The organism is Pseudomonas sp. Irchel s3f7 (assembly GCF_900187615.1).
Taxonomy (GTDB): Bacteria; Pseudomonadota; Gammaproteobacteria; order Pseudomonadales; family Pseudomonadaceae; genus Aquipseudomonas.
The window spans coordinates 69,899-90,042 of the sequence record NZ_FYDO01000027.1; the positions used below are offsets into that span (position 1 = coordinate 69,899).

The 20,144-nt window shown below is 57.8% G+C and carries 19 protein-coding genes; 8 read left to right on the forward strand and 11 right to left on the reverse strand.

Features of this window, described 5'->3' with window-relative positions; translation table 11 throughout:
• Positions 1-3: 3 nt before the first annotated feature.
• A complete protein-coding gene (hmgA, locus tag CKW19_RS22035) occupies positions 4-1,299 on the reverse strand; it encodes a homogentisate 1,2-dioxygenase (RefSeq protein ID WP_095059843.1) in 1,296 nt (431 codons plus the stop codon).
• A 165-nt stretch (positions 1,300-1,464) separates the two neighbouring features.
• On the opposite strand from hmgA, the gene CKW19_RS22040 reads away from it, so the two are divergent.
• The gene (locus tag CKW19_RS22040) at positions 1,465-2,268 is read left to right on the forward strand and encodes an IclR family transcriptional regulator (RefSeq protein WP_095059844.1); all 804 of its coding nucleotides are present in this window, start codon (positions 1,465-1,467) and stop codon (positions 2,266-2,268) included.
• Between the two features lie 44 nt (positions 2,269-2,312).
• Here the strand turns inward: CKW19_RS22040 and CKW19_RS22045 are convergent, their stop codons facing one another.
• The 4 genes from CKW19_RS22045 to CKW19_RS22060 form a co-directional block, all read right to left on the reverse strand.
• The gene (locus tag CKW19_RS22045; protein WP_095059845.1) at positions 2,313-2,636 is read right to left on the reverse strand and encodes a hypothetical protein; all 324 of its coding nucleotides are present in this window, start codon (positions 2,634-2,636) and stop codon (positions 2,313-2,315) included.
• A gap of 158 nt (positions 2,637-2,794) precedes the next feature.
• Positions 2,795-5,338 carry a LuxR C-terminal-related transcriptional regulator gene (locus CKW19_RS22050; RefSeq protein ID WP_095059846.1) on the reverse strand — a complete coding sequence of 848 codons (2,544 nt, stop codon included), beginning with the start codon at positions 5,336-5,338 and terminating at the stop codon, positions 2,795-2,797.
• A 141-nt stretch (positions 5,339-5,479) separates the two neighbouring features.
• Complete coding sequence (locus CKW19_RS22055) at positions 5,480-6,850, reverse strand: DUF1329 domain-containing protein (RefSeq protein ID WP_095059847.1); 1,371 nt, start codon at positions 6,848-6,850, stop codon at positions 5,480-5,482.
• A 23-nt stretch (positions 6,851-6,873) separates the two neighbouring features.
• Positions 6,874-8,667: a DUF1302 domain-containing protein gene (locus tag CKW19_RS22060; RefSeq protein WP_095059848.1), complete on the reverse strand. Its 1,794-nt coding sequence runs from the start codon at positions 8,665-8,667 to the stop codon at positions 6,874-6,876.
• Between the two features lie 580 nt (positions 8,668-9,247).
• On the opposite strand from CKW19_RS22060, the gene CKW19_RS22065 reads away from it, so the two are divergent.
• Positions 9,248-10,018 (forward strand): N-acetylmuramoyl-L-alanine amidase, encoded by a 771-nt coding sequence (locus tag CKW19_RS22065; protein WP_095059849.1) that lies wholly within the window; start codon positions 9,248-9,250, stop codon positions 10,016-10,018.
• A 74-nt stretch (positions 10,019-10,092) separates the two neighbouring features.
• On the opposite strand, the gene CKW19_RS22070 is transcribed toward CKW19_RS22065, so the two are convergent.
• The 4 genes from CKW19_RS22070 to CKW19_RS22085 form a co-directional block, all read right to left on the reverse strand.
• A complete protein-coding gene (locus CKW19_RS22070; RefSeq protein WP_095059850.1) occupies positions 10,093-11,004 on the reverse strand; it encodes an SDR family oxidoreductase in 912 nt (303 codons plus the stop codon).
• Positions 11,005-11,216: 212 nt separating this feature from the next.
• A complete protein-coding gene (locus CKW19_RS22075; RefSeq protein WP_095059851.1) occupies positions 11,217-12,119 on the reverse strand; it encodes an alpha/beta fold hydrolase in 903 nt (300 codons plus the stop codon).
• Positions 12,119-12,901, reverse strand: a complete 783-nt coding sequence (locus CKW19_RS22080; protein ID WP_095059852.1) for a class II aldolase/adducin family protein — start codon at positions 12,899-12,901, stop codon at positions 12,119-12,121. The genes CKW19_RS22075 and CKW19_RS22080 overlap by 1 nt, the downstream gene beginning before the upstream one ends.
• 198 nt (positions 12,902-13,099) lie before the next feature.
• Positions 13,100-13,555, reverse strand: coding sequence for a flavodoxin (locus tag CKW19_RS22085; protein ID WP_095059853.1), 456 nt, complete (start codon positions 13,553-13,555; stop codon positions 13,100-13,102).
• A gap of 103 nt (positions 13,556-13,658) precedes the next feature.
• On the opposite strand from CKW19_RS22085, the gene CKW19_RS22090 reads away from it, so the two are divergent.
• Together CKW19_RS22090 and CKW19_RS22095 are read left to right on the forward strand one after the other, a co-directional pair.
• Entirely contained in the window at positions 13,659-14,135 is a 477-nt protein-coding gene (locus CKW19_RS22090) for a PAS domain-containing protein (protein ID WP_095059854.1), read from the forward strand.
• A 54-nt stretch (positions 14,136-14,189) separates the two neighbouring features.
• Entirely contained in the window at positions 14,190-14,795 is a 606-nt protein-coding gene (locus CKW19_RS22095; protein ID WP_095059855.1) for a hypothetical protein, read from the forward strand.
• A gap of 3 nt (positions 14,796-14,798) precedes the next feature.
• On the opposite strand, the gene CKW19_RS22100 is transcribed toward CKW19_RS22095, so the two are convergent.
• On the reverse strand, positions 14,799-15,758 hold the full coding sequence (locus CKW19_RS22100; protein WP_095059869.1) for a MerR family transcriptional regulator: 960 nt from the start codon (positions 15,756-15,758) through the stop codon (positions 14,799-14,801).
• Positions 15,759-15,962: 204 nt separating this feature from the next.
• On the opposite strand from CKW19_RS22100, the gene folM reads away from it, so the two are divergent.
• From folM to CKW19_RS22120, 4 genes are all read left to right on the forward strand, one after another.
• Entirely contained in the window at positions 15,963-16,661 is a 699-nt protein-coding gene (gene folM / locus CKW19_RS22105; RefSeq protein ID WP_095059856.1) for a dihydromonapterin reductase, read from the forward strand.
• A 123-nt stretch (positions 16,662-16,784) separates the two neighbouring features.
• On the forward strand, positions 16,785-17,081 hold the full coding sequence (locus CKW19_RS22110; protein WP_008026968.1) for a DUF1244 domain-containing protein: 297 nt from the start codon (positions 16,785-16,787) through the stop codon (positions 17,079-17,081).
• Positions 17,074-17,412, forward strand: a complete 339-nt coding sequence (locus CKW19_RS22115; protein WP_095059857.1) for a HopJ type III effector protein — start codon at positions 17,074-17,076, stop codon at positions 17,410-17,412. Before CKW19_RS22110 ends, CKW19_RS22115 begins: the two co-directional genes overlap by 8 nt.
• Before the next feature lie 230 nt (positions 17,413-17,642).
• Entirely contained in the window at positions 17,643-18,893 is a 1,251-nt protein-coding gene (locus CKW19_RS22120) for an aspartate aminotransferase family protein (RefSeq protein WP_095059858.1), read from the forward strand.
• A gap of 164 nt (positions 18,894-19,057) precedes the next feature.
• Here CKW19_RS22120 and trxB read toward each other — a convergent pair whose 3' ends face one another.
• A complete protein-coding gene (trxB, locus tag CKW19_RS22125) occupies positions 19,058-20,014 on the reverse strand; it encodes a thioredoxin-disulfide reductase (RefSeq protein ID WP_095059859.1) in 957 nt (318 codons plus the stop codon).
• Positions 20,015-20,144: the final 130 nt, after the last annotated feature.

The window sequence follows — 20,144 nt, forward strand, 5'->3', positions numbered from 1 at the left end:
GGGTTATCTCCGGGTCGGGTCGAAAGTGGCGGGCAGCGTGGCCCAGCAGGCGTCGTAGGAAGTTTGCAGTTGCGGGCAATCCAATGCGAAACGGCTCGGACGCAGCACTTGGCTGGTCTCGAACATGAAGGCCATGGTGTTGTCGATTTTCGCCGGTTTGAGGTCAGCGTTGATTGCTTTGGTGCAGGTTTCGCCATCCGGGCCGTGGGCGCTCATGCAGCTGTGCAATGACGCACCGCCGGGTACGAAGCCTTCGGCTTTGGCATCGTATTCGCCCTGGATCAGGCCCATGAATTCGTTCATCAGGTTGCGGTGAAACCATGGTGGACGGAAGGTTTTCTCGGCGACCATCCAGCGTGGCGGGAAGATCACGAAGTCGAGATTGGCCAGGCCATGGACGCTGGTTGGCGAGGTCAACACGGTGAAAATCGACGGGTCCGGGTGATCGAAGCTAACGGTGCCAATGGTGTTGAAGCGGCGCAGATCATATTTGTACGGCACGTTGTTACCGTGCCAGGCCACCACGTTCAGCGGCGAATGATTGAGCTCACAGCCCCACAGCTGACCGAGGAATTTCTGCACCAGCGTCGTCGGTTGTTGCAGGTTTTCATAAGCCGCCACCGGGGTCAGAAAATCCCGCGGGTTGGCCAGGCCGTTGCTGCCAATCGGGCCCAGATCCGGCAAGCGCATCGGCGCGCCATGGTTCTCGGCGACGTAGCCACGGGCTTGTGGGTCGAGCAGTTCGATGCGGAACTTCAAGCCCCGCGGCAGTACGGCGATTTCCAGGGGTTCCAGATCCAGCACGCCGAGTTCGGTGGCAATGCGCAGGCGTCCCAGCTCCGGCACCAGCAGCAGTTCACCGTCGGCATTGAAGAACACACGTTCCATGGAACGGTTGGCGCGGTAGTTGTAAATGCTGATCCCCGACGGTTTATCCGCACCGGAGTTCGCCGCCATACTCACCAGACCTTCAATGAAATCGGTCGGCTCGGCAGGGATCTCCAACGGGTTCCAGCGCAGGCGATTGGGGGTCACTTCACCCAACGGTCCGCCGGCCAGTTGCCGGTCAAGTTTGACGAATGCCGGATGATTGGCGGACGGCTGAATGCGGTACATCCAGGTCCGCCGCGCTTCACTGCGCGCCATGGTAAATGCGGTGCCGGAAAACAGTTCGGTGTAGAGGCCGTACGGGGCTTTTTGCGGGGAGTTCTGACCGATAGGCAATGCGCCAGGCAATGCTTCGCTGCTGAATTCGTTGCCGAAGCCTGACTGATAGGCCAGGGTTGAATCGGAGTTCATGGAGCCTCCTGAACAGGGAGTCGGCAATGGCCCATCACTCCAGAATCGAGGTCGTGGCACGCCGGGGTTATTTTTATCGTAATTCAATTACGCTTAACGTAATTTGATTGGTATTGACCGTCAAGCTATAAAGACGCCCATTCGTCCCGAGATCCCGGCACCACCATGGAAAAGACCAGCGACAGCAACGGCAACGGCAAGCAGAAAGTCCGCTCGGCCGAAGTCGGCACCGACATCCTCAAGGCACTGGCCGAGTTGTCGCCCTCGACCTCACTGTCGCGCCTGGCCGAACACGTGCAGATGCCAGCAAGCAAGGTTCATCGGTATCTGCAGGCATTGATTGCCAGCGGCTTTGCCGAACAGAACGCTGCCACCAACCATTACGGACTGGGCCGTGAAGCCTTGCGCGTCGGGCTGGCGGCACTTAACAGTATGGACGTCCTTAAAGTCGCCGCCCTGCCACTGGCCGAGCTGCGCGATGACCTGAACGAAACCTGCTTTTTGGCGGTGTGGGGTAATCAGGGCGCAACCGTGGTGCATATCGAACCGGCGGTGCGTGCGGTGACGGTAGTGACGCAGTTGGGGTCGGTGTTGCCGTTGCTCAGTTCCTCCACCGGGTTGGTTTTCGGCGCCTACCTGCCTACGCGTGAAACCGTGGACCTTCGTGATCAGGAACTACAAAACAGCACGGCTCACGCCTTGGCGGATGATCAGGCGTACACAGCAATGTGCGAGCAGATCCGTCAACGGGGTCTGCATCATGTGCATGGATTGTTGATGCCAGGCGTGGATGCGCTGTCGGCACCGGTGTTCAATGCAATGGGCAAGATTGCGGCTGTGCTCACGGTCGTCGGACCGACCTCGCTGTTTCATGCCGATGAAAACGGTCCAGCGGCGCAGCGTTTGTTATCCGCCACCCGGGCAGTGAGCTGGCGCATGGGGTTTGAACCTGCTGCACCGGCAACTTGAAAAAAGCGACAGTGCCAACTAACGAGTCAGCACTGTCATTTTCGTCAAGCTACCGATTCGCCGAGAAACACTTGGGCAATGCTTGAAGCCAATCCATTAATTTCGTCAAAATCCAATGCTTTGAAGCGATACATCGGATCAAATGTGTAGCCTTCAGAAAAAACCCCAAAATTCTCGCCCTCGAAACAAGGAATTTCACCTTCCTGCAACTTTAAAAATAGTGCCCACACCAAGGTTTCAGAATAAGTAACCAGTGGATTATCCAACGAAAGGACACCATTGATATATACTTTATCGACATCAATTCCACGCCCGCCAATCCTTGCATGCAGCATGGCGTGCACTCGCTCGACATTCAGTTCTTCCATGACTCAACAACTCCAGATTAATGAGTAGCGACCTATTACAGAACATGTTATCTGCCTGTTTATCTGCGCCACCCACATACTAACTTAAAACCTTTTCAATGCACCCGACAAAACATTTAAATTAATTACGACGCATTGAACAGCTGTTATTTTCTTACTCAACCTTGTAGTACCAACCCTAACTTCTTGGCCATCGCAACGGCTTGTGTTCGACGTTCAACTCCCAATTTGCTGTGAATTCTTCGGGCGTGGGTTTTAACCGTATGTAATGAGATGAACAATTGCTCGGCAATTTGTTGATTGGAGTTGCCTTGGGCAATCAGGTCCAGCACTTCCAGCTCCCGAGCGCTCAACAGACTGGCATCCACGGCCATCGCGCTCACCGACGCCTCCCCTCGCAAACGACAGTTCAAGTTTGGCTGCCGTAACCTCAAGTCGCGCAATGCCTGTTGACCATGACATCGGTCAACCAATGCCAGGCCGGTCTCCAGTGCCGCGCTGGCTACGGCCGGTTCGCCCAGCAGCATCGCCGCCTCGCAGATTGCCAATTGCAACTCCGCCTCCAGCGCCAGCATGGCGTGTTGCTGTGCGTGCTCAAGTAACGCCTTGAGCTGCTCCATGGGATCTTGCGCCAGTTGCAGATGCATTTCGGCCAACACCAATTGGTATTCGATTCGCGCAATCAACTGCAGCGTAGCCGGGGGAGCCTGGCGCGCGTTGGGGCCGCGGTAATGACGCAAGACACGGGTCAGCGCCTCACGGGCCAGTTCCGGTCGCCCTTGTTGCAGCCAGAAATGACTGCTGATTTGTAGCAGAACGCCTCGATAAACCGTATCGGGAATCTGCCGTTGTTGCATCAATCGCTCGGCTTCGCGTAGACGATCAAACGCATGGGCATAATCGCGTTGATTCGCCGCCATTTGCGCTTGCCCGAGAAACCCGTACAACACATGTTTGTCCTGGCTTTGCAGGCAATCATCGAGGCCGGCCTGAAAAAAGCCGGCCGCCCGTTCATCCTGCCCCTGACACAGCGCCAGGCGCCCCCTCCGCAGGGCGATTCGCCCCAGCAAGGGTGTCGGTCGATCAGCCTGCCGCCCTAGCATTGCCTCGATATCGGCCAGCAAATCTTCGGCTCTTTGCGGTGCTCCGCGCTGTTCCAGCAATTGCGCGTGATCGAGTTCCAGCAGACCTTCGAACAACAACGAACCTTGCGCCCGAGCCAGGCACAAGGCGTCACGATTGAAGGCCTGAGCGGCATCGAGGTCGGCAATGAGCAACGCTTGCTGAGTCAGCCCGGACAGGCATAACAAACGCGCAGGCCAGGCATCGGCAGCCAGTTCACTCAGGGCTTCTGTAAAGTGCGTCCGCGCTGCCGGCATGCGCCCCTGCAAATGCAGCAACCAACCCTGTTGTGCTTGCCAGCGCGCCAGTAACTGGCGCTGCAAAGAAGCCGTCGGTTGCGGGGCAAACCGTGACAGTTGTCCGATGCACGCAGCCGCCTGCTCAAATCGCCCGGCAAACAGCAACGCCGCCGTGATCAATCCCACTCGTTGCGGTGTGCCCAGGGTCAATTGTTCGCCCAGCCGCTCGTGCAGCTTGAGTAACAAGCTGACGTTCTGACGCTTGAATAAATGCTCAAAGCTGAAGTGCTGCAACAGGCTGACCGCGACCTCGTGCTCTTGCGCCAGCAGTGCCTGCTCGAACGCTGCCTGCCAATCCTCGTTGGCGCAGAACCATTGGCACGCGCGGCGATGCCAGGATCGACCGGCCGGGGCTGGTTCTTCACGTATCGTCTGGGCCAATGGTTCGAAAATCCGTAACCATTCGACGGAGTCTTCCCAAGGCTCGATGAAGCAACCCATTTCCTGCAGCGCTTGCAACCACAGCGCGCCCTCACCCGCGCCGAACAGATGCTCGCACAAGCTGGCGTTGAAACGTGGCAGATGAACCAACACGTGCCAAACCTCTACCAACTCCGTTGGCAAGGCGTTGAACAATTCGTGTTGCAAATAATCGAGCAGCGTCGCCGAGCGCCCTTGTTCACCCGACCACGGGCAACCATTGAGCAAGGCGATCCGCACACCAGCGCACCAGCCACCGCTGCGCTCAACAACCCTCTTGGCGGTTTGTGCAGCCAGGCCGGGCTCGACATCACCGAGCAACTGCACCACTTCCGCCTCGGTAAAGGCCAGCGTTCGGCCCTCACACTCGTACAACTCATCGTCCAGCAGCAGTCGCGGCCAGTTGCAGGGCGGCCGTCGACGGGAACCCAGCCACCAGGTCAGTGCCGGGCTGGCGACGGCCAACAGGCGATCGAGCAGGCGATCGAGTTCCGGGTTGGCCGTGCGGCAGTAATCATCAAGGAACAGCCAGGTCGGCGCCTGTAATCGCGCCAGATGCGCCAGCAACCCAGGTTCATTCGCCGATTCCAGACCCAGCGATTGCGACAGACGCATAAGAAAATCGGCCGCGCTCAACGACTCCCCCGCCAATGGCAGCCAACAGACACGGCATTGCTCCGGTGCCCGCAACAAGCATTCGGTCAGCAGTGCACTCTTGCCACTGCCGGGCGGTGCACAAAGCAATTTCACCCGCGCCGTCGAGACCAGCATGGGCTCAATCAATCGCTTACGTGACAGGTGATGGGATGACAGTCGAGGCAGGAATCCAGGGCGATCCAGACAGTGCGTCATTGCAGTCATAGTGGTGCGCCTTTTTTATCATTCTGGCGCCACCCTAGACCTCTCCCGAGCACTTGTTGAAGAAGTATTCAACACACTGATCGCCCCCTATAAAGAAGGTGACCGAAAAGTCACCTTCTTGTGTAGGAGCCTGTAGGAAGACTACCGAACCCCCGTGCTCCGCAGGGCCGCAGGCGTGTAGTCCCCGGCTTTTGCATCAATGTTGAATTCGAAGCTGCGCTTCTCCTCGTTCTTCATCCCCAGCGCAATGTATCGACCGGCAATCAGGTCATACAGCGCCTCGACTGTGTAAGCCGGCACTTGATGATCGTAATAGAACTGGGCATGCCCTTCGGCAACACGCCAGAGCTGGCCACGACCGTCGTAGTGATCGGCCAGGGCTACCTGCCAACTGTCTTCGTCGATGTACATGTGACGCTTGGCATAGACGTGCCGCTCGTTCGGCTTGACCGTGGCGACGACCTCCCAGACTCGGTGCAACTCGTAGCGGGTCAGGTCCTGATTGATGTGCCCGGCCTTGATCACATCGGTGTACTTGAGGTTCGGCGAATCGAGTTTGTAGCTGTTGTAGGGAATGTACATTTCCTTCTTGCCGATCAGCTTCCAGTCGTAGCGATCCGGCGCGCCGGAGAACATGTCGAAGTTATCGGTAGTACGCAGTCCATCGGACGAGGTACCGACGCCGTCATAGGCCACTTGCGGTGCACGCCGCACCCGACGCTGGCCGGCGTTGTAGATCCAGGCCTTGCGCGGCTCCTTGACCTGGTCGAGGGTCTCGTGAACCAGCAACACGTTGCCCGCCAGCCGTGCCGGTGCAGTCACTTCCTGCTTGAAGTAATTGAGCACATTGTCATCGCTGCCCGGTTTCAGATCGCCGAGCAGCGAAGGCACGGCGACTTCGTCCTTGAAGCGGATCACGGTGAAATCGCCATTGGACTGCGGCGTTGCCTGGGTGATGGTGCGGCGCAGATTGCCACCGTGATAACGGGTGACATGGTTCCAGATCACCTCCACGCCATTCTTCGGAATCGGGAAGGCGTAGTAGCGATTGCCGGTGAAATTGGCCAGGCCGTTACCGTCGTTGATCGGTGTTACGTTCAGTGCACTGCGCTTGGCCGACTCATAAATTTCCGTTGGCAGGGCCACCGTCCGATGGCTCGGGTAGACCGGAATCCTGTAGGTCTCGGGGTAGCGTTTGAACATCGCTATCTGGCCGTCAGAGAGTTTGTCCTTGTACTTGTCGACCGTTGCCGCGGTGATGATGAACAACGGTTTCTCGTTGGCGAACGGGTCGGCCAGAAAACCTTTGCTGTCGACCGCACCGGCGTTTTTCGGGATGCCACCGGTCCAGGCCGGAATCGAGCCATCGGCGTTGCCAGCCTTCTCGGCACCCAGCGGGGTGAGGCTGGTGCCGAGTTTGTCAGCTTCTTGCGCCGAGACAGCGGCCATCACATTGACTGCGAGCAGGCTCAGGGCCAGAACGGTGCCGAATTGCAGAATCATCTTGCGCATTGAATTCATCCTTTTCAGCCAGATCAGAAGTTCACGCCAAAGCTCAGCGCTACAAAGTCGCGGTCTTCGAGGACGTTGTAGTCGCCACCGAAAAAGTCGGTGTAACTGAGGCTGGCGGTGTAGGTGTTGCGGTAGTCCGCGTCGACGCCGAGGCTGACGGCCTTGGCACCCTCGTTGAACAGCCCGTTGGGGCCGTAGCCGTTCACGTCATGGGACCACGACAGGTTGGGACGGAAGTTGATCCCGGCGATCAGGTTGTTGTAATCAAGAATGGCGCGGGCGCGGTAACCCCACGACGTCGAGGTCACGAAACCGTCAGTGTCGCCGCCGAATCCATATTGGCCGTATACCGAATCGCGGCCATAACGCAGCTTGGTTCGCGACTCCAGGCCACCAACCCGCACCACGCCCGCCTCGCCCACCAGGGTCAGGCGATCTGCGCCGGCGATCTGATCGATGAAGTGCGTCAGGGTGCTCTGGATTTGCGTCACTTCCTTGCGCCGATAGCCTTTGTTGTCGGCGCCTGGTGAGGTTGCAATGGGTGATGCCGCGCCGCCCGCGATCGGGTTGAGCATGGCCAGGGTCAGGTCGTTGGTGTTGACCTGAACAGGTGCGTTGGGGCGATAGCTGATTTCGCCGGTCCACGCGGTGCCGGTGGGCAAGGTCGTGGAGAAACTCGCGCCATAGAGACGAATATCCTCCGGGTACTCGAGGTAATACTGACCGCGACCGAGCATCACACTCTGGGCCAGCCCCGAACCGCTGCCGGGGGCGATGCGGTTGGCGGCGGCGACAATCCCCGGAATGCTCGCCAGCGTGCCGAGGCCGGCCGTGCTGGTCCCGACGTTAGGTGTGCGGCTGTGGTAGTTCATGAAGTACAAGCCGTACTCGGTATCGTCCCCGAGCCAACGCAGCGCCGTACCCCACTGCCCGGAATCCCGCGCATCGCGGTCACCGCCACGGGGCACGATCACGCCTTCCCTGCTGACCTCGAAACCCTGACCAAACGCTGCGGCAATCGGCTGCAACGGGGCAATGGCCGGGTTGGCGACGGTGTAGCCCTTGTTGCAGCCATCAGCCACCACGTCGACGCCAAAGAAGGTGCCGCAGTTATCGACGACGGTCTGGTCCCATTCCAGTTGATAGAAGCCTTCCACGGTCAATTTGTCTGTCAGGCCCTGGGAGGCAAACAGCATGTTGACCGGAATCAGGCCTTCTTTGATCTCGGCACCGGGACGGCGGAACGCGGACACGTCGACCGGGTTGATGCTGTTGATCGAGTTGCCGATGAAGGTGCTCTCGCCCCAGCTGACCACCTGTTTACCGACACGCGCGGTGCCCGGCAGATCGGCAATCGAGTAGTTGTGATAGACGAACGCGTCGAGGATCTGCCCGCCGGAAGACTTGGCGCCTTCCTTGCGACCGTGATCGCTGATGGGTTTGAACTCGCGGTCTTCGTCCTTCAGTTCGAAGTCGTACCAGTACTTGCCACGAACGAACATACCGGTGTCGCCGTACTTCAACTCAAGGTCATGAATACCCTTGAAGATCTTCGAGAAAGTTTCACCTTTCTTGAAATTGAGTCGCCCGTCGTCACCGGTCGATGCCTGGCCGGAACCGCCGTTGACAGTGCCCACCAGGGCATCATCCGCGTCACGCATGCCCCAACTTGCGCCGACCGACAGAGAGGAGTCGAACGTCCCCTCGATTTCCCCGATATTGAACGAAACAGCCTGTGCCTGGGCACAGCAACCCAAAGCCACCGCAGCGGCCAGCGCCTGTGGTGTGAAGATGGCGCGCATTGTTGTTTTTGTCATGCGTCTTCCCCGGTGAGTGACAGAAGGCCTCACCCTACTGCCGGGCAACGGGGTCGATAAGCGCACCAAGGAGGTATTCGCGGTGTAGCTCTTAAGGATGACTGGCACAGCGGCATCACCCAGGCGTTAGACACAGAAACCCTGACTGTTGCCGGGGCTGCAACAGTGCATGTCCGGAATCAGTATTTTTCCTTCGTGACCAAGGGCTTATTCTTGTCGGGCTTTCACGGAACATCGCTGAAAGCCCGGCAACGGCATCTGCCATCGCCGAAAGACTTCAGATGAGCTGACAGTGTCGGTTCATCGCCCTGGGTACACTGACGTTGATTTGTAGCTCCTGGATCCAACGTCTTATTGGCCGCTGCGTTTGCAGCGGCCTTTTTTATGGGTGGGTTTTTTATTGGTAATGTTTGCGATTAAAAACTGCAGAAGCACTGAACTAATCACGCCTACATAACCCTCAGAAAACACCTACACGCATATGTAATCACAGAAGGCACTCGAGCAATTAAGGTGAACGACAAGCCCGTCAGCTTCTCATCTTCGACTGACGGTACATTCATTCACTGCGAGTCACTTAATGAAACCCGTCGATTACAAGCAACACCGCTCGAACCGAAGCGTTAACAGTCGTGTACATTTTTTGATCTTTCACTATACGGCCGGTAACTTTTCCAGCTCCATAAATGCGCTGACCGGGCCTAATGTCAGCGCTCATTATTTGATTCCGGACATAACTGACCCCAGTTACTTAAAAGCCAATCATACCGAGCAGGAAGTCTTCAACCTTGTCGATGAAACTCAGCGCGCCTGGCACGCGGGTGTCAGCCAGTGGGGTAACCGCAGCAATTTGAACGACACATCAATCGGCATTGAAATCTTCAACCAGGCCTCGTTCACGGAGGGTGCGTTTACTTTTCCGCCGTACCACTGCGAACAGATTGTCGCGATTGAACAATTGGCGCTGAACATACTCATGCGATACCCGGACATCACCCCCACAAAGGTGTTGGGCCATTCCGATATTGCGGTCGGGCGTAAAAGCGATCCGGGGCCAATGTTTCCTTGGCACGCGCTTTACTTGAAAGGTATTGGAGCGTGGTTCGATGAGGCAACCCGAAACAACTTCCTCCAGCGTTTCAATACCTGCGGCCTTCCGGCCCGGAGCGAATTGCTGCGACTGTTCAAGACATACGGATACGATGTAACGGGGGCGTCGAGCGACAATGGCTTCCAACAACTGGTCCGGGCATTTCAGTTGCACTTTCGTCCGGAAAACTACGACGGGGTGATGGATACGCAAACGGCAGCCAATCTGGCAGCATTGGTGTCCAAGTATTTTCCTGGCTGACCCATGCCGGTCACTCTTCCAGATCGACGTACTCAAAAGCGGCAAGGTCATTCAACACGACCTTGCCCTCGGCGTTAAAGTGAGTACTTCTGCAAGTTCCCCATCATTTCCTTCAGCGCTTCAATGTTGTCTTTCGGGTGCGCCGCGCCTTCGAAGTCGCAGATCTGTTGCCAGTGCGCCGCCACGTCTTCCGGAGAGAAACCGGCCCGAGGATCAAACCCGGCACCGAGGCTGCGTTCCCAGCGGACTTTGCCCATCCAGCCGCCGCCGACTTCGAACAGGCCGGAGGTGTCCTGGCAGTTTTCGCTGGCGAGGTACACCACCAGCGGGCTGACCAGTTCCGGTTTGAGTTGCTCGAACACCTGTGGCGGGATCAGGCCTTCGGTCATACGCGTGCCGCCGGTGGGGGCGATGGCGTTGACCAGGATGTTGTTCTTGCGGCCCTCGATGGCCAGTGTGCGGGTCAGGCCGTAGAGGCCGAGCTTGGCCATGCCGTAGTTGGACTGGCCGAAGTTACCGTAAATACCTGACGTGGACGCGGTGAAGATCACCCGACCGTAGTTTTGCTCGCGCATGTGCGGCCAGGCGGCGCGGGTAACTTTGTAGGCGCCTTCGACGTGGACGCGGTAAACCAGGTCCCAATCGGCGTCGTCCATTTTGTGGAAGGTCTTGTCCCGCAGGATCCCGGCGTTGTTGACCACTACGTCGACACGGCCGAAGACGTTGAGGGCATGCTGGACGATTTTGTCGCCGTCAGTGACCGAGTCGTGGTTGGCTTCGGCAATGCCGCCGGCCTCACGGATTTCCGCCACTACACGGTCAGCGGCCGAAGCGTTGGCGCCTTCACCCTGGGCCGAACCACCGAGATCGTTGACCAGCACTTTGGCGCCCTGTTTGGCGAACAGCAGCGCGTGGGCCCGTCCCAGGCCACCACCGGCACCGGTGATGATCACGACTTTATCTTCGAAACGCACAGACTCATTCATGGGGGGACTCCAGCAGGCCAAGGGACTATGGGGCTGAGTGTCAGGCACGGCGCAGCGGGTCACAATGAACAGGGGCAAGGCTGAATGGTGCGCGATAAGGCTGGGGGATGATGCGGGAGGGTTTTCAAGCGGCCATCAAAAGATCGCACCTTCGGCAGCGCCTGCAGGGTGCATGCCTATCTCCGTAGGAGCTGTCGAAGGCTGCGATCTTTTCAGGAACACGCCACCTTGCGTTCCGCCGAAAGTAATTGATCTCGAAATGCCAGGTAATGCTTGAGCACCAGGCTCGGCGCCTCAATTTGTGGGTAGTGGCCAATCCCGGGCAACAGGACCGTGTCTGCGTCCGGAATCAACTCCCGGTACCGCTCGACCATGTGCGCGCCGGAGATCGGATCGACTTCGCCATCGATCACCCGCATCGGCACTTCACCCCGCTGCATCGCGCCCACCCAGCGGTCGCGACAGACGCGGCGCTCGGGGATATAGCCGATCAGCTTGTGCATGATCCGTGGCCCGTGATGACGCTCGACCAGGCTCCAGAAATCATCCATCTCACTTTCACTGGGACAGGTCTGCGGCCCGAAAATCTGCCGAAAACTTTTCACCAGCCCGTCTCGACTGAAGGCACGACCGATCATCCAGCCCAACGGGCTGAGCAGGAGTTTTTGCATCAGCACCGGACGATGGGTTTCAGGAAACAGGCCACCATTGAGAAACACGCAACTGGCCAGCTGCCCATGCGACTCGTAATGCCGCGCCAGCAGTTCCTGGGCCACGCTGTCGCCGTAGTCGTGAGCCAACAGGTGCACCGGTTGCTCGACACTCAGGTGAGCGAGCAACGCCTGTTGCAGATCCGCCTGCTCCAGCAGGCTGTACTCATGATTGGCCGGTTTGTCCGAATCGCCGAAGCCGAGCATGTCGCAGGCAATCACACGGTAACGCTGGGACAGTGGCTGCCACAGGTAATGCCAGTCCCAACTGGCGGTCGGAAAGCCGTGGATGAGCAACAACGGGTCACCCTGCCCTGCCGTCCAGTAATGGATGCCATGACCACGGAACATGAACGTCTGGCTGCGCTTGCGCCAGACACACAGGGGGATCTCGGTGAGTGCCATTAGAGTTTATAACCCGGGTCCAGTTTATCGAGTTTGCGCAGCAGCGCCGGCCAGGCCAGCGCTCCACCCATTCCTTGAGCACTTCTGGTAACACCCGCGATCATGGCCTTGGCACCGGCCAGGATCTGCGGTTCGATGGCAATCAGTTCAGCGCCGCCGCTCTGCGCCATGACCTGAATGTCGCAGGCACGCTGGAAGATGAACATCATCAGAAACGTGTCGGCGATGGTGCTGCCGCAGGTCAACAGGCCGTGGTTGTGCAGCATCAGGAAGTTGTTTTCTCCGAGGTCGGCTTGCAGTCGCGCTTTCTCGTCGTGATTGATCGCAACGCCTTCGTAGGCGTGGTAAGCGAGGCTGGAAAGGACAAACAATGATTGCTGGCTGATCGGCAAAACGCCTTGTTTCTGCGCCGACACCGCAACGCCTGACGCCGTATGGGTATGCAGCACGCATTCGACGTCGTGGCGAACCTCGTGCACCGCACTGTGGATGGTGTAGCCCGCCGGGTTGATCTCGTAAGGGCTGTCCATCAACTTGTTGCCGGCCTGATCGACCTTGACCAGGCTTGATGCGGTAATTTCGTGAAACATCAGCCCGAACGGGTTGATCAGGAAGTCTTCGGTACCAGGCACTTTGGCCGAGATGTGGGTGAAAACCAGATCGTCCCAGCCATGTTGCGCAACCAGTCGGTAGCAGGCCGCGAGGTCAACACGGGTTTGCCATTCGGCTGCACTGACCCGGTCTTTGACACTGCGTGGCGATTGGGTGGGGGCTATGTTCACGGCGAGGAACCTCGATCTTTTTATTATGGAGTGTTTCCAATAGATCGAGTCTAGTCACCCCACGGGGTTCGTATAGTTGCATTGGCAGCCAGCTTGATGGCCTGACGAGTCACTGCGCTGGCGAAATCATGGCCATGTCAAAGTACCGACGTCAAACATGGCCATACGTGCCGTTTTCAGCGCTCAGTCAGAACACCGTCAAGCGTTCAAGGCGCTGATCAAATCTGCCAGCCAAGGCTCGGCGTCGGTTTCAGGGGTCACGCTTTCGCTGGCATCCAGACGCAGCATCGGCAAGACCTCTCGAACGCCAAGTTCAGCGAACAATTCACGCATTTGCTCGCCACCACCGCAGAACGTGTCGCCATAACTCGCATCGCCCAATCCGATGACTGCACCCGGCAAACCACGCCAGGCGGCCGGCAATTGATCACGAATGGTCGAGTACAGCGGCTGCAGGTTGTCCGGCAATTCGCCCATGCCAGTGGTCGATGTCACGGCCAGAAAAGCTTCGGGGCCGAAAGCCTGAATATCGGCAAGGGTCGCACGTGGGTTGTGCAGCGTTTCGAAACCGGCCTTGTTCAAAATGCTGGCCGCGTGCCGGGCGACTTCTTCAGCCGTGCCGTACACCGAGCCGGAAATGATGGCGACTTTCATCAATCTGATCCTGAATCCGAGTGAAAGGACCGGGATATTAACAGCACGTTCTTGATTGTTCTCTTAGAATGCAATCGACAATCAATCAGCCAGGGACGCTACGATGATTAACGCACAGCTGCTGCAAATGGTGATTAACGCTTCCAACGACGGCATCGTGATCGCCGAGAAAGAAGGCGAGCAGGACAACATCCTGATTTACGTCAACCCGGCGTTCGAACGCCTCACCGGGTACTCCAGCGAAGAAATCCTCTATCAGGATTGCCGCTTTCTCCAGTCCGGCGACCGCGACCAGGAGGCCTTGCCATTGATTCGCACGGCATTGGACAGTCAAGGTTCGTGCCGGGAAATCCTCCGAAACTATCGCAAGGATGGCACTCCCTTCTGGAATGAACTGTCCCTTTCGACAGTAAAAAATCCGCACGATGGCCAGGTTTATTTCGTCGGTGTGCAAAAGGACGTCACGGTCCAGGTCAAGGCACAGCAGCGGGTTGCGCAACTCGAAGCACAGTTGGCCGACGTACAGGCCGAACTGGCTGCACTTAAAGCGACGAACGGCCAAAACAAAACACCGAATTAATGGTCATTAACTACAATCACCAATGCTTTTGTAACTATTTCTTTCGAGTTGGCCATGCAGCGCGACGCACTCCTGACGCAAGATGAGCTGGATTTCATCCAGACCATGCAACACAACCCCCAACTCAATGTGCGGGACGCAACGTCGAGCCTGCTCGTTAATGGCGGATCGCAAATCCGCGACTTGCTCACGCGCCTGGCAGCCCATGAGCAAGTCACCATCCAGGCCAATTTCGAAAATCAGCAAATGACCTTCCCCCTGCATCTGGTGGAAGACGAGTTTCATGCGATGCACCTGCGTCTCGGTGTTCCCAGCATCTATGAAGACGGCCCCATGGTCCGGCCTTGGCGCCTGGTCCTCGAGGAGCCGGTGGCCCTGGAAAATGCCAAAGGCCATCCCGGCACGATGTGGGTTCATGAGGTGTCATGCAAAGGGGTCTTGCTGGAAGTGCGCAACAAGACCAAGCCACCGAAGCATTTCGCGTTGTGGTTCAGCCCGTCAGGCTATGAGCGGATTGCGTTGCGGGGCACTTTCGAGAAAGAAACCGAACAGGGTTTCTACGCCTACGAATTGAATCAGAGTGACTCGGACGAAACCGAGCGCCTGCGCCAGTACATTCTGCAACAGCATCGCCTGACCCATCCCGCGCTGCACCTTTAAGACTCAGGTATCCAGATTACCCGCCAGGAACTGTTTCAGTCGCTGGCGCATGATACTGCCCTCACTTCCCAGACAGCCAATCGATGATTCGGCCAGGCTAGACTGCGCCAGATCGGCCGCATCACCGGCCAACAGCAGCTGACAGTCGAGGCTCATGGCCAGGCGATTCAAATGCCTTGGCAAATCCGACGTCGGCGCGTGATTGGAAAAAAGCACCAACGCCTTAGGCTTGATTCGCTCGCAGATCAGCGTCAACTCATCGAGTGGCTGGCCGATCGCCAGAACCTGAATAGCCGAATCGACACTGCTCAGAAACAATGCGGTGATCAGTAACTCGAGTTCCCGACACTGGTCGAACAGCGCGCAGACAATCACTCGACGAGGTTGCAGGCTCCTTACCAGCAGCAAGCGCTGCAGCACGCGAGATCGGAGAAAGCCATCCAGGAACAGCCACTCACTGGCCTGGCCGAACGTGTCCTGGCGCAGCAGCAATTGTTTCCAAAGCGGGATCAGGATGTCCTGGAACACGACTGTCAGCGGATAACTGGAAAATATCTGCCCATAGACTTGCTCCAGATGAGCTTCGTCGAAAGCACTCACCGCCGCCTGAACCTGTTGCTGCCATTGTGTGTAATCGGCCTGGACCAGGTCGCTCGGGATGAGGTGCGACAACGCTTTGAGGGGAGCTGTTTTTGCGAGGATCTTACCGATCTTGCTGACGGCAACGCCACGCTCGATCCACTCCAGAATACTGCGCACGCGCTCGATATCGGCCATCGAATACAACCGGTGCCCACTGTCGGTGCGGGTTGGCACAATCAGACCATATCGCCGCTCCCATGCTCGAAGCGTGACCGGGTTGACGCCGGTCAGACGTGCCACCTCGCGAATCGGGAACAGCTCTTCCTGTTCAAGAGAGGAGCCCTGCGGTACACCTGAAGCCACATCAGTCAGTACAGGCATCATTTAAAAACGTCCATGTATCGTCCGGATTTCATTCTAACCCCCGCCTCCGTAAAATTTCCGTAAAAACTCAATGCTGCGAATGAGTCGCAAACGTCACAGCTGTTGCGGGAGGCGGGAGAAGGTCGCCGCTAGCGAGAAGACTTCAGTTATGCTGCATGTATTTAGCCCGTGCATAGACCTACTGAAGCTGATCGCACATCCATGAATAGTCCAATACTTGTTACCGGCACCAGCAAGCGCGTCGGCCTCCAACTTGCCACTACTCTGGCAGAGGCCGGCAATATCGTTATCTGCGTCAGCCGCTCCCGTCCTGTTGAGTCACTGCACCCAAATATGTTGCCATTCCAGGCGGACCTTGAACTCCAGAGCGATCGCGAAGCGTTGATTGCCTATATCAGGACCAACTTCGACAGCTTGCGTGCAGTGATCCACAACGCCTCTTTGTGGCTGGACGATGGCCTCGAAAACCTGAACACCATGTTCAAACTCCATGTCGAAGCGCCCTATCATTTGAATCTGGAGTTGGGGGCACATCTGCAACGACTGGAAAGATCCGACATTATCCATATCTGCGATGAAACCTCGTCGCGAGGCAGCAAAAGCCATATTGGGTATGCCGCTACCAAATCGGCCCTGCAAAACATGGTGCTGTCGTTCGCAGAGAAATACGCGCCCACGGTCAGGGTAAACGCCATCCTTCCCGGCTTGCTCATCCTCAAGGAAAACAGCACCGAGGAATACGTTCAACGAACCCTGAAGAAAGCCCTTCTCGAGTTTGAACCCGGCGCGCAACCGTTGATCGACGCCGTCATGTTTTTGCTCAATACCAACTACAGCACTGGAACCAGCGTCGTCATCAATGGCGGGCGCCACATCAAGAAAGGAATCGTCAATGATTGACTCGAAAATGCCTGCGTTATCTGATCAGCAAAACAGAAACGCAGCGGCTTGAAAAGCATGCCTCCATCCCTTTAATACACGCACCTTTCCACGACTTTGCCCATAGCGCGCAAGAGAAAACCCATGACCGATCAACAACGCCTGGAACTCGAAGCCGCCGCCTTTCGCCGGCTGGTGGCCCATCTGGACAGCCGCAAGGATGTGCAGAACATCGACCTGATGAACCTTTCGGGTTTCTGCCGCAACTGCCTGTCCAAGTGGTACAAGGCCGCCGCCGACGAACGCCAGATCGAGGTCAGCCTCGATGACGCCCGTGAAGTGGTTTACGGCATGCCGTACGCCGAGTGGAAAGCCCAATATCAGCAAGAAGCCAGCGCCGAACAACAAGCGGCGTTCGCCAAAGGAAAACCCAATGAGTGATTTGAACACCCTGCGCGCCAGCCTCAAGACTGGCGAACATGCTTTCGCCGATACCCTGGCGTTCATTGCCGCCGGTTACGAGTACCAGCCTCAGTCCTTCAACAACGGCGGCGTAGAAAACGCAGCCGGGCAGAACGAAGGCTCTTGCAAGACTTTGGGTCTGGCACTGCTGGAAGGCTTGAGCGATGAAGAAGCGCTGCTGGCCTTCGGTGAACATTACCGCTCCGTGGTGGCGACACCAGAAGGCAGCGATCACGCCAACATCCGCGCATTGATTGCCCACGGTCTGGGCGGTGTGAAATTCACCCAACTGCCACTGACCCGCCGCTGAATCAAATTGTAGGAGCGAGCCTGCTCGCGATAAGCCTGAGAACGCTGCGGGGTATCAGGCTCCCAGCGTTATCGTTCACGTCCATCGCTCGCTCCTACAGGTTAGTGTTTCCAGTATGGAGCGCACATTCCGACTTTTAAGATTGACCCGGCAACTTTATTTCGTTTGCCCCGTACCACTGCTCACGGCTTAGATAAAAAGAAGTCCTCCTTCTTGCGAGCCGGTCCTCCATGCACAGCGAAACCATCAGCCAGTCGATCAACATCGTTCACCCCGTCACGCTCAGCCACGGCAAAAACGCCGAGGTCTGGGACACCGATGGCAAACGCTACATCGACTTTGTCGGCGGCATTGGCGTGCTCAACCTCGGTCACTGCCATCCTCGCATCGTCGAAGCCATTCGCGAGCAAGCCACAAGGCTGACCCACTACGCGTTCAACGCTGCGCCCCACATGCCCTACATCGAACTGATGGATCGCCTGAGCGCGTTCATCCCGGTGGATTACCCGGTCAGTGGAATGCTCACCAACAGCGGCGCGGAAGCGGCGGAAAACGCCCTGAAAATCGTTCGTGGCGCCACCGGACGCAGCGCCGTGATCGCCTTCGACGGCGCGTTCCACGGCCGCACGCTGGCCACGCTCAATCTCAACGGCAAGGTCGCACCCTACAAACAGAAAGTCGGCGTGCTGCCGGGGCCGGTCTTTCATCTGCCGTATCCCAGCAAGGACAATGGCGTGACCTGTGCTGATGCTCTCAAGGCCATGGAGCGTTTGTTCAGTGTTGAAATCGATGTCGATGACGTTGCCTGTTTCATCGTTGAACCGGTGCAAGGTGAAGCCGGGTTTCTCACCATGGACGTCGAGTTCGCCCAGAAGTTACGCACGTTCTGCAACGACAAAGGCATCGTGCTGATCGCCGATGAAATCCAGTCCGGATTCGGCCGCACCGGCCAGCGTTTCGCGTTCTCACGACTGGGCATCGAGCCAGACCTTATCCTGCTGGGTAAAAGCATCGCCGGTGGCGTGCCGCTGGGCGCGGTGGTCGGGCGCAAGTCGCTGCTCGACAACTTGCCCAAGGGCGGGCTTGGCGGCACCTTCTCCGGCAATCCCATCGCCTGCGCAGCCGCACTGGCGACGCTGGATGAAATGAGCGATGCCAACCTGCACGCTTGGCGTGCGCAGCAGGAAGAGGCCATCGTCGGTCACTACGAAAGCTGGTGCGCGAACAAGTTAACGCCGTATCTGGGGCGCCTGACAGGTTTTGGTGCCATGCGCGGCATCGAACTGATCAACGCCGACGGCTCGCCCGCTTCAGCACAATTGACCCAACTGCTGGCCCTGGCCCGAGATGCGGGTCTGCTGCTGATGCCCAGCGGAAAATCGCGCCACATCATTCGCCTGCTGGCGCCGCTGACCATCGAAGCGAAAGTGCTGGAGGAAGGCTTGGACATTCTCGAAGAGTGCCTCGCCAAACTGTCCTGAACCCAATCCCGTAGGAGCCGGCTTGCTGGCGATAGCGGTGTGCCAGGCACCGTCGATACTGGCAGATGTACCGCTATCGCCAGCAAGCCGGCTCCTACAGATTTGTTTTTTTGCCCATGAAAAAACCGGCCGAAGCCGGTTTTTTCATTTCAACGAAGGCAGAATCAAGCGTTCTGCAGGTCGTCGAGGTAACGCTCGGCGTCCAGTGCGGCCATGCAGCCCGCGCCGGCCGAGGTGATCGCCTGACGGTACACGTGGTCAGCCACGTCACCGGCGGCGAAGATGCCTTCCAGGTTGGTCGCCGTGGCGTTGCCTTCACGACCGCCCTGCACCACCAGATAACCGTCTTTCAAGGTCAACTGGCCTTCGAACAACGAGGTGTTCGGGGTGTGGCCGATGGCGATGAACACGCCGTCGACAGTCACTTCGTCGAAGCTGCTGTCGTTGTTCTTCAGGCGGGCACCGGTCACGCCCATGTTGTCGCCCAGGACTTCGTCCAGGGTCGCGTTCAGTTTCAACTCGATCTTGCCTTCGGCCACACGGGCGTTCAGCTTGTCGATCAGGATCTTCTCGGCGCGGAAAGTTTCGCGACGGTGGATCAGGGTCACTTTGCTGGCGATGTTGGCCAGGTACAGGGCTTCTTCAACAGCGGTGTTGCCGCCGCCGACCACAGCCACAGGCTTGTTGCGATAGAAGAAACCGTCGCAAGTCGCGCAGGCCGAAACGCCTTTGCCCATGAACGCCTCTTCGGACGGCAGGCCCAGGTAACGAGCGCTGGCGCCGGTGGCGATGATCAGGGCATCGCAGGTGTAAGTCGCGCTGTCGCCGGTCAGGGTGTACGGCTTGGCAGCGAAGTCCACGGCGTTGATGTGATCGAAAACGATCTCGGTTTCAAAACGCTCGGCGTGCTCTTTCATGCGTTCCATCAGCGCCGGGCCGGTCAGGCCGTGGACGTCGCCCGGCCAGTTGTCGACTTCAGTGGTGGTGGTCAGTTGACCACCGGCCTGCATGCCGGTGATCAGCAGCGGCTTGAGGTTGGCACGGGCGGCATACACCGCGGCGCTGTAACCGGCAGGGCCGGAACCGAGAATAATCACTCGCGAATGACGGACTTCAGACATGACCTGCTCCTGTTGACCGGCCCGAAACACCTGGCGCGGAACGCCGGATTGCCGGCGGGAATAAAAAAGAACGGTTGAAGCGCTTGGGGAAGGCTTGAACACGACCGTCCTGTAAAAAGATTGGGTGCAG

What these genes read in the sequence shown, in the direction of transcription:
- CKW19_RS22110 (WP_008026968.1), top strand. Translation starts at nt 16,785, where the DNA reads ATGACCGATCAACAACGCCTGGAACTCGAAGCCGCCGCCTTTCGCCGG.
- folM (WP_095059856.1), top strand. Translation starts at nt 15,963, where the DNA reads ATGAATAGTCCAATACTTGTTACCGGCACCAGCAAGCGCGTCGGCCTC.
- CKW19_RS22075 (WP_095059851.1), bottom strand. Translation starts at nt 12,119, where the DNA reads ATGGCACTCACCGAGATCCCCCTGTGTGTCTGGCGCAAGCGCAGCCAG.
- CKW19_RS22100 (WP_095059869.1), bottom strand. Translation starts at nt 15,758, where the DNA reads ATGCCTGTACTGACTGATGTGGCTTCAGGTGTACCGCAGGGCTCCTCT.
- trxB (WP_095059859.1), bottom strand. Translation starts at nt 20,014, where the DNA reads ATGTCTGAAGTCCGTCATTCGCGAGTGATTATTCTCGGTTCCGGCCCT.
- CKW19_RS22120 (WP_095059858.1), top strand. Translation starts at nt 17,643, where the DNA reads ATGCACAGCGAAACCATCAGCCAGTCGATCAACATCGTTCACCCCGTC.
- CKW19_RS22065 (WP_095059849.1), top strand. Translation starts at nt 9,248, where the DNA reads ATGAAACCCGTCGATTACAAGCAACACCGCTCGAACCGAAGCGTTAAC.
- CKW19_RS22055 (WP_095059847.1), bottom strand. Translation starts at nt 6,850, where the DNA reads ATGCGCAAGATGATTCTGCAATTCGGCACCGTTCTGGCCCTGAGCCTG.
- CKW19_RS22095 (WP_095059855.1), top strand. Translation starts at nt 14,190, where the DNA reads ATGCAGCGCGACGCACTCCTGACGCAAGATGAGCTGGATTTCATCCAG.
- CKW19_RS22090 (WP_095059854.1), top strand. Translation starts at nt 13,659, where the DNA reads ATGATTAACGCACAGCTGCTGCAAATGGTGATTAACGCTTCCAACGAC.
- CKW19_RS22040 (WP_095059844.1), top strand. Translation starts at nt 1,465, where the DNA reads ATGGAAAAGACCAGCGACAGCAACGGCAACGGCAAGCAGAAAGTCCGC.
- CKW19_RS22115 (WP_095059857.1), top strand. Translation starts at nt 17,074, where the DNA reads ATGAGTGATTTGAACACCCTGCGCGCCAGCCTCAAGACTGGCGAACAT.
- CKW19_RS22070 (WP_095059850.1), bottom strand. Translation starts at nt 11,004, where the DNA reads ATGAATGAGTCTGTGCGTTTCGAAGATAAAGTCGTGATCATCACCGGT.
- CKW19_RS22060 (WP_095059848.1), bottom strand. Translation starts at nt 8,667, where the DNA reads ATGACAAAAACAACAATGCGCGCCATCTTCACACCACAGGCGCTGGCC.
- hmgA (WP_095059843.1), bottom strand. Translation starts at nt 1,299, where the DNA reads ATGAACTCCGATTCAACCCTGGCCTATCAGTCAGGCTTCGGCAACGAA.
- CKW19_RS22050 (WP_095059846.1), bottom strand. Translation starts at nt 5,338, where the DNA reads ATGACTGCAATGACGCACTGTCTGGATCGCCCTGGATTCCTGCCTCGA.
- CKW19_RS22045 (WP_095059845.1), bottom strand. Translation starts at nt 2,636, where the DNA reads ATGGAAGAACTGAATGTCGAGCGAGTGCACGCCATGCTGCATGCAAGG.
- CKW19_RS22085 (WP_095059853.1), bottom strand. Translation starts at nt 13,555, where the DNA reads ATGAAAGTCGCCATCATTTCCGGCTCGGTGTACGGCACGGCTGAAGAA.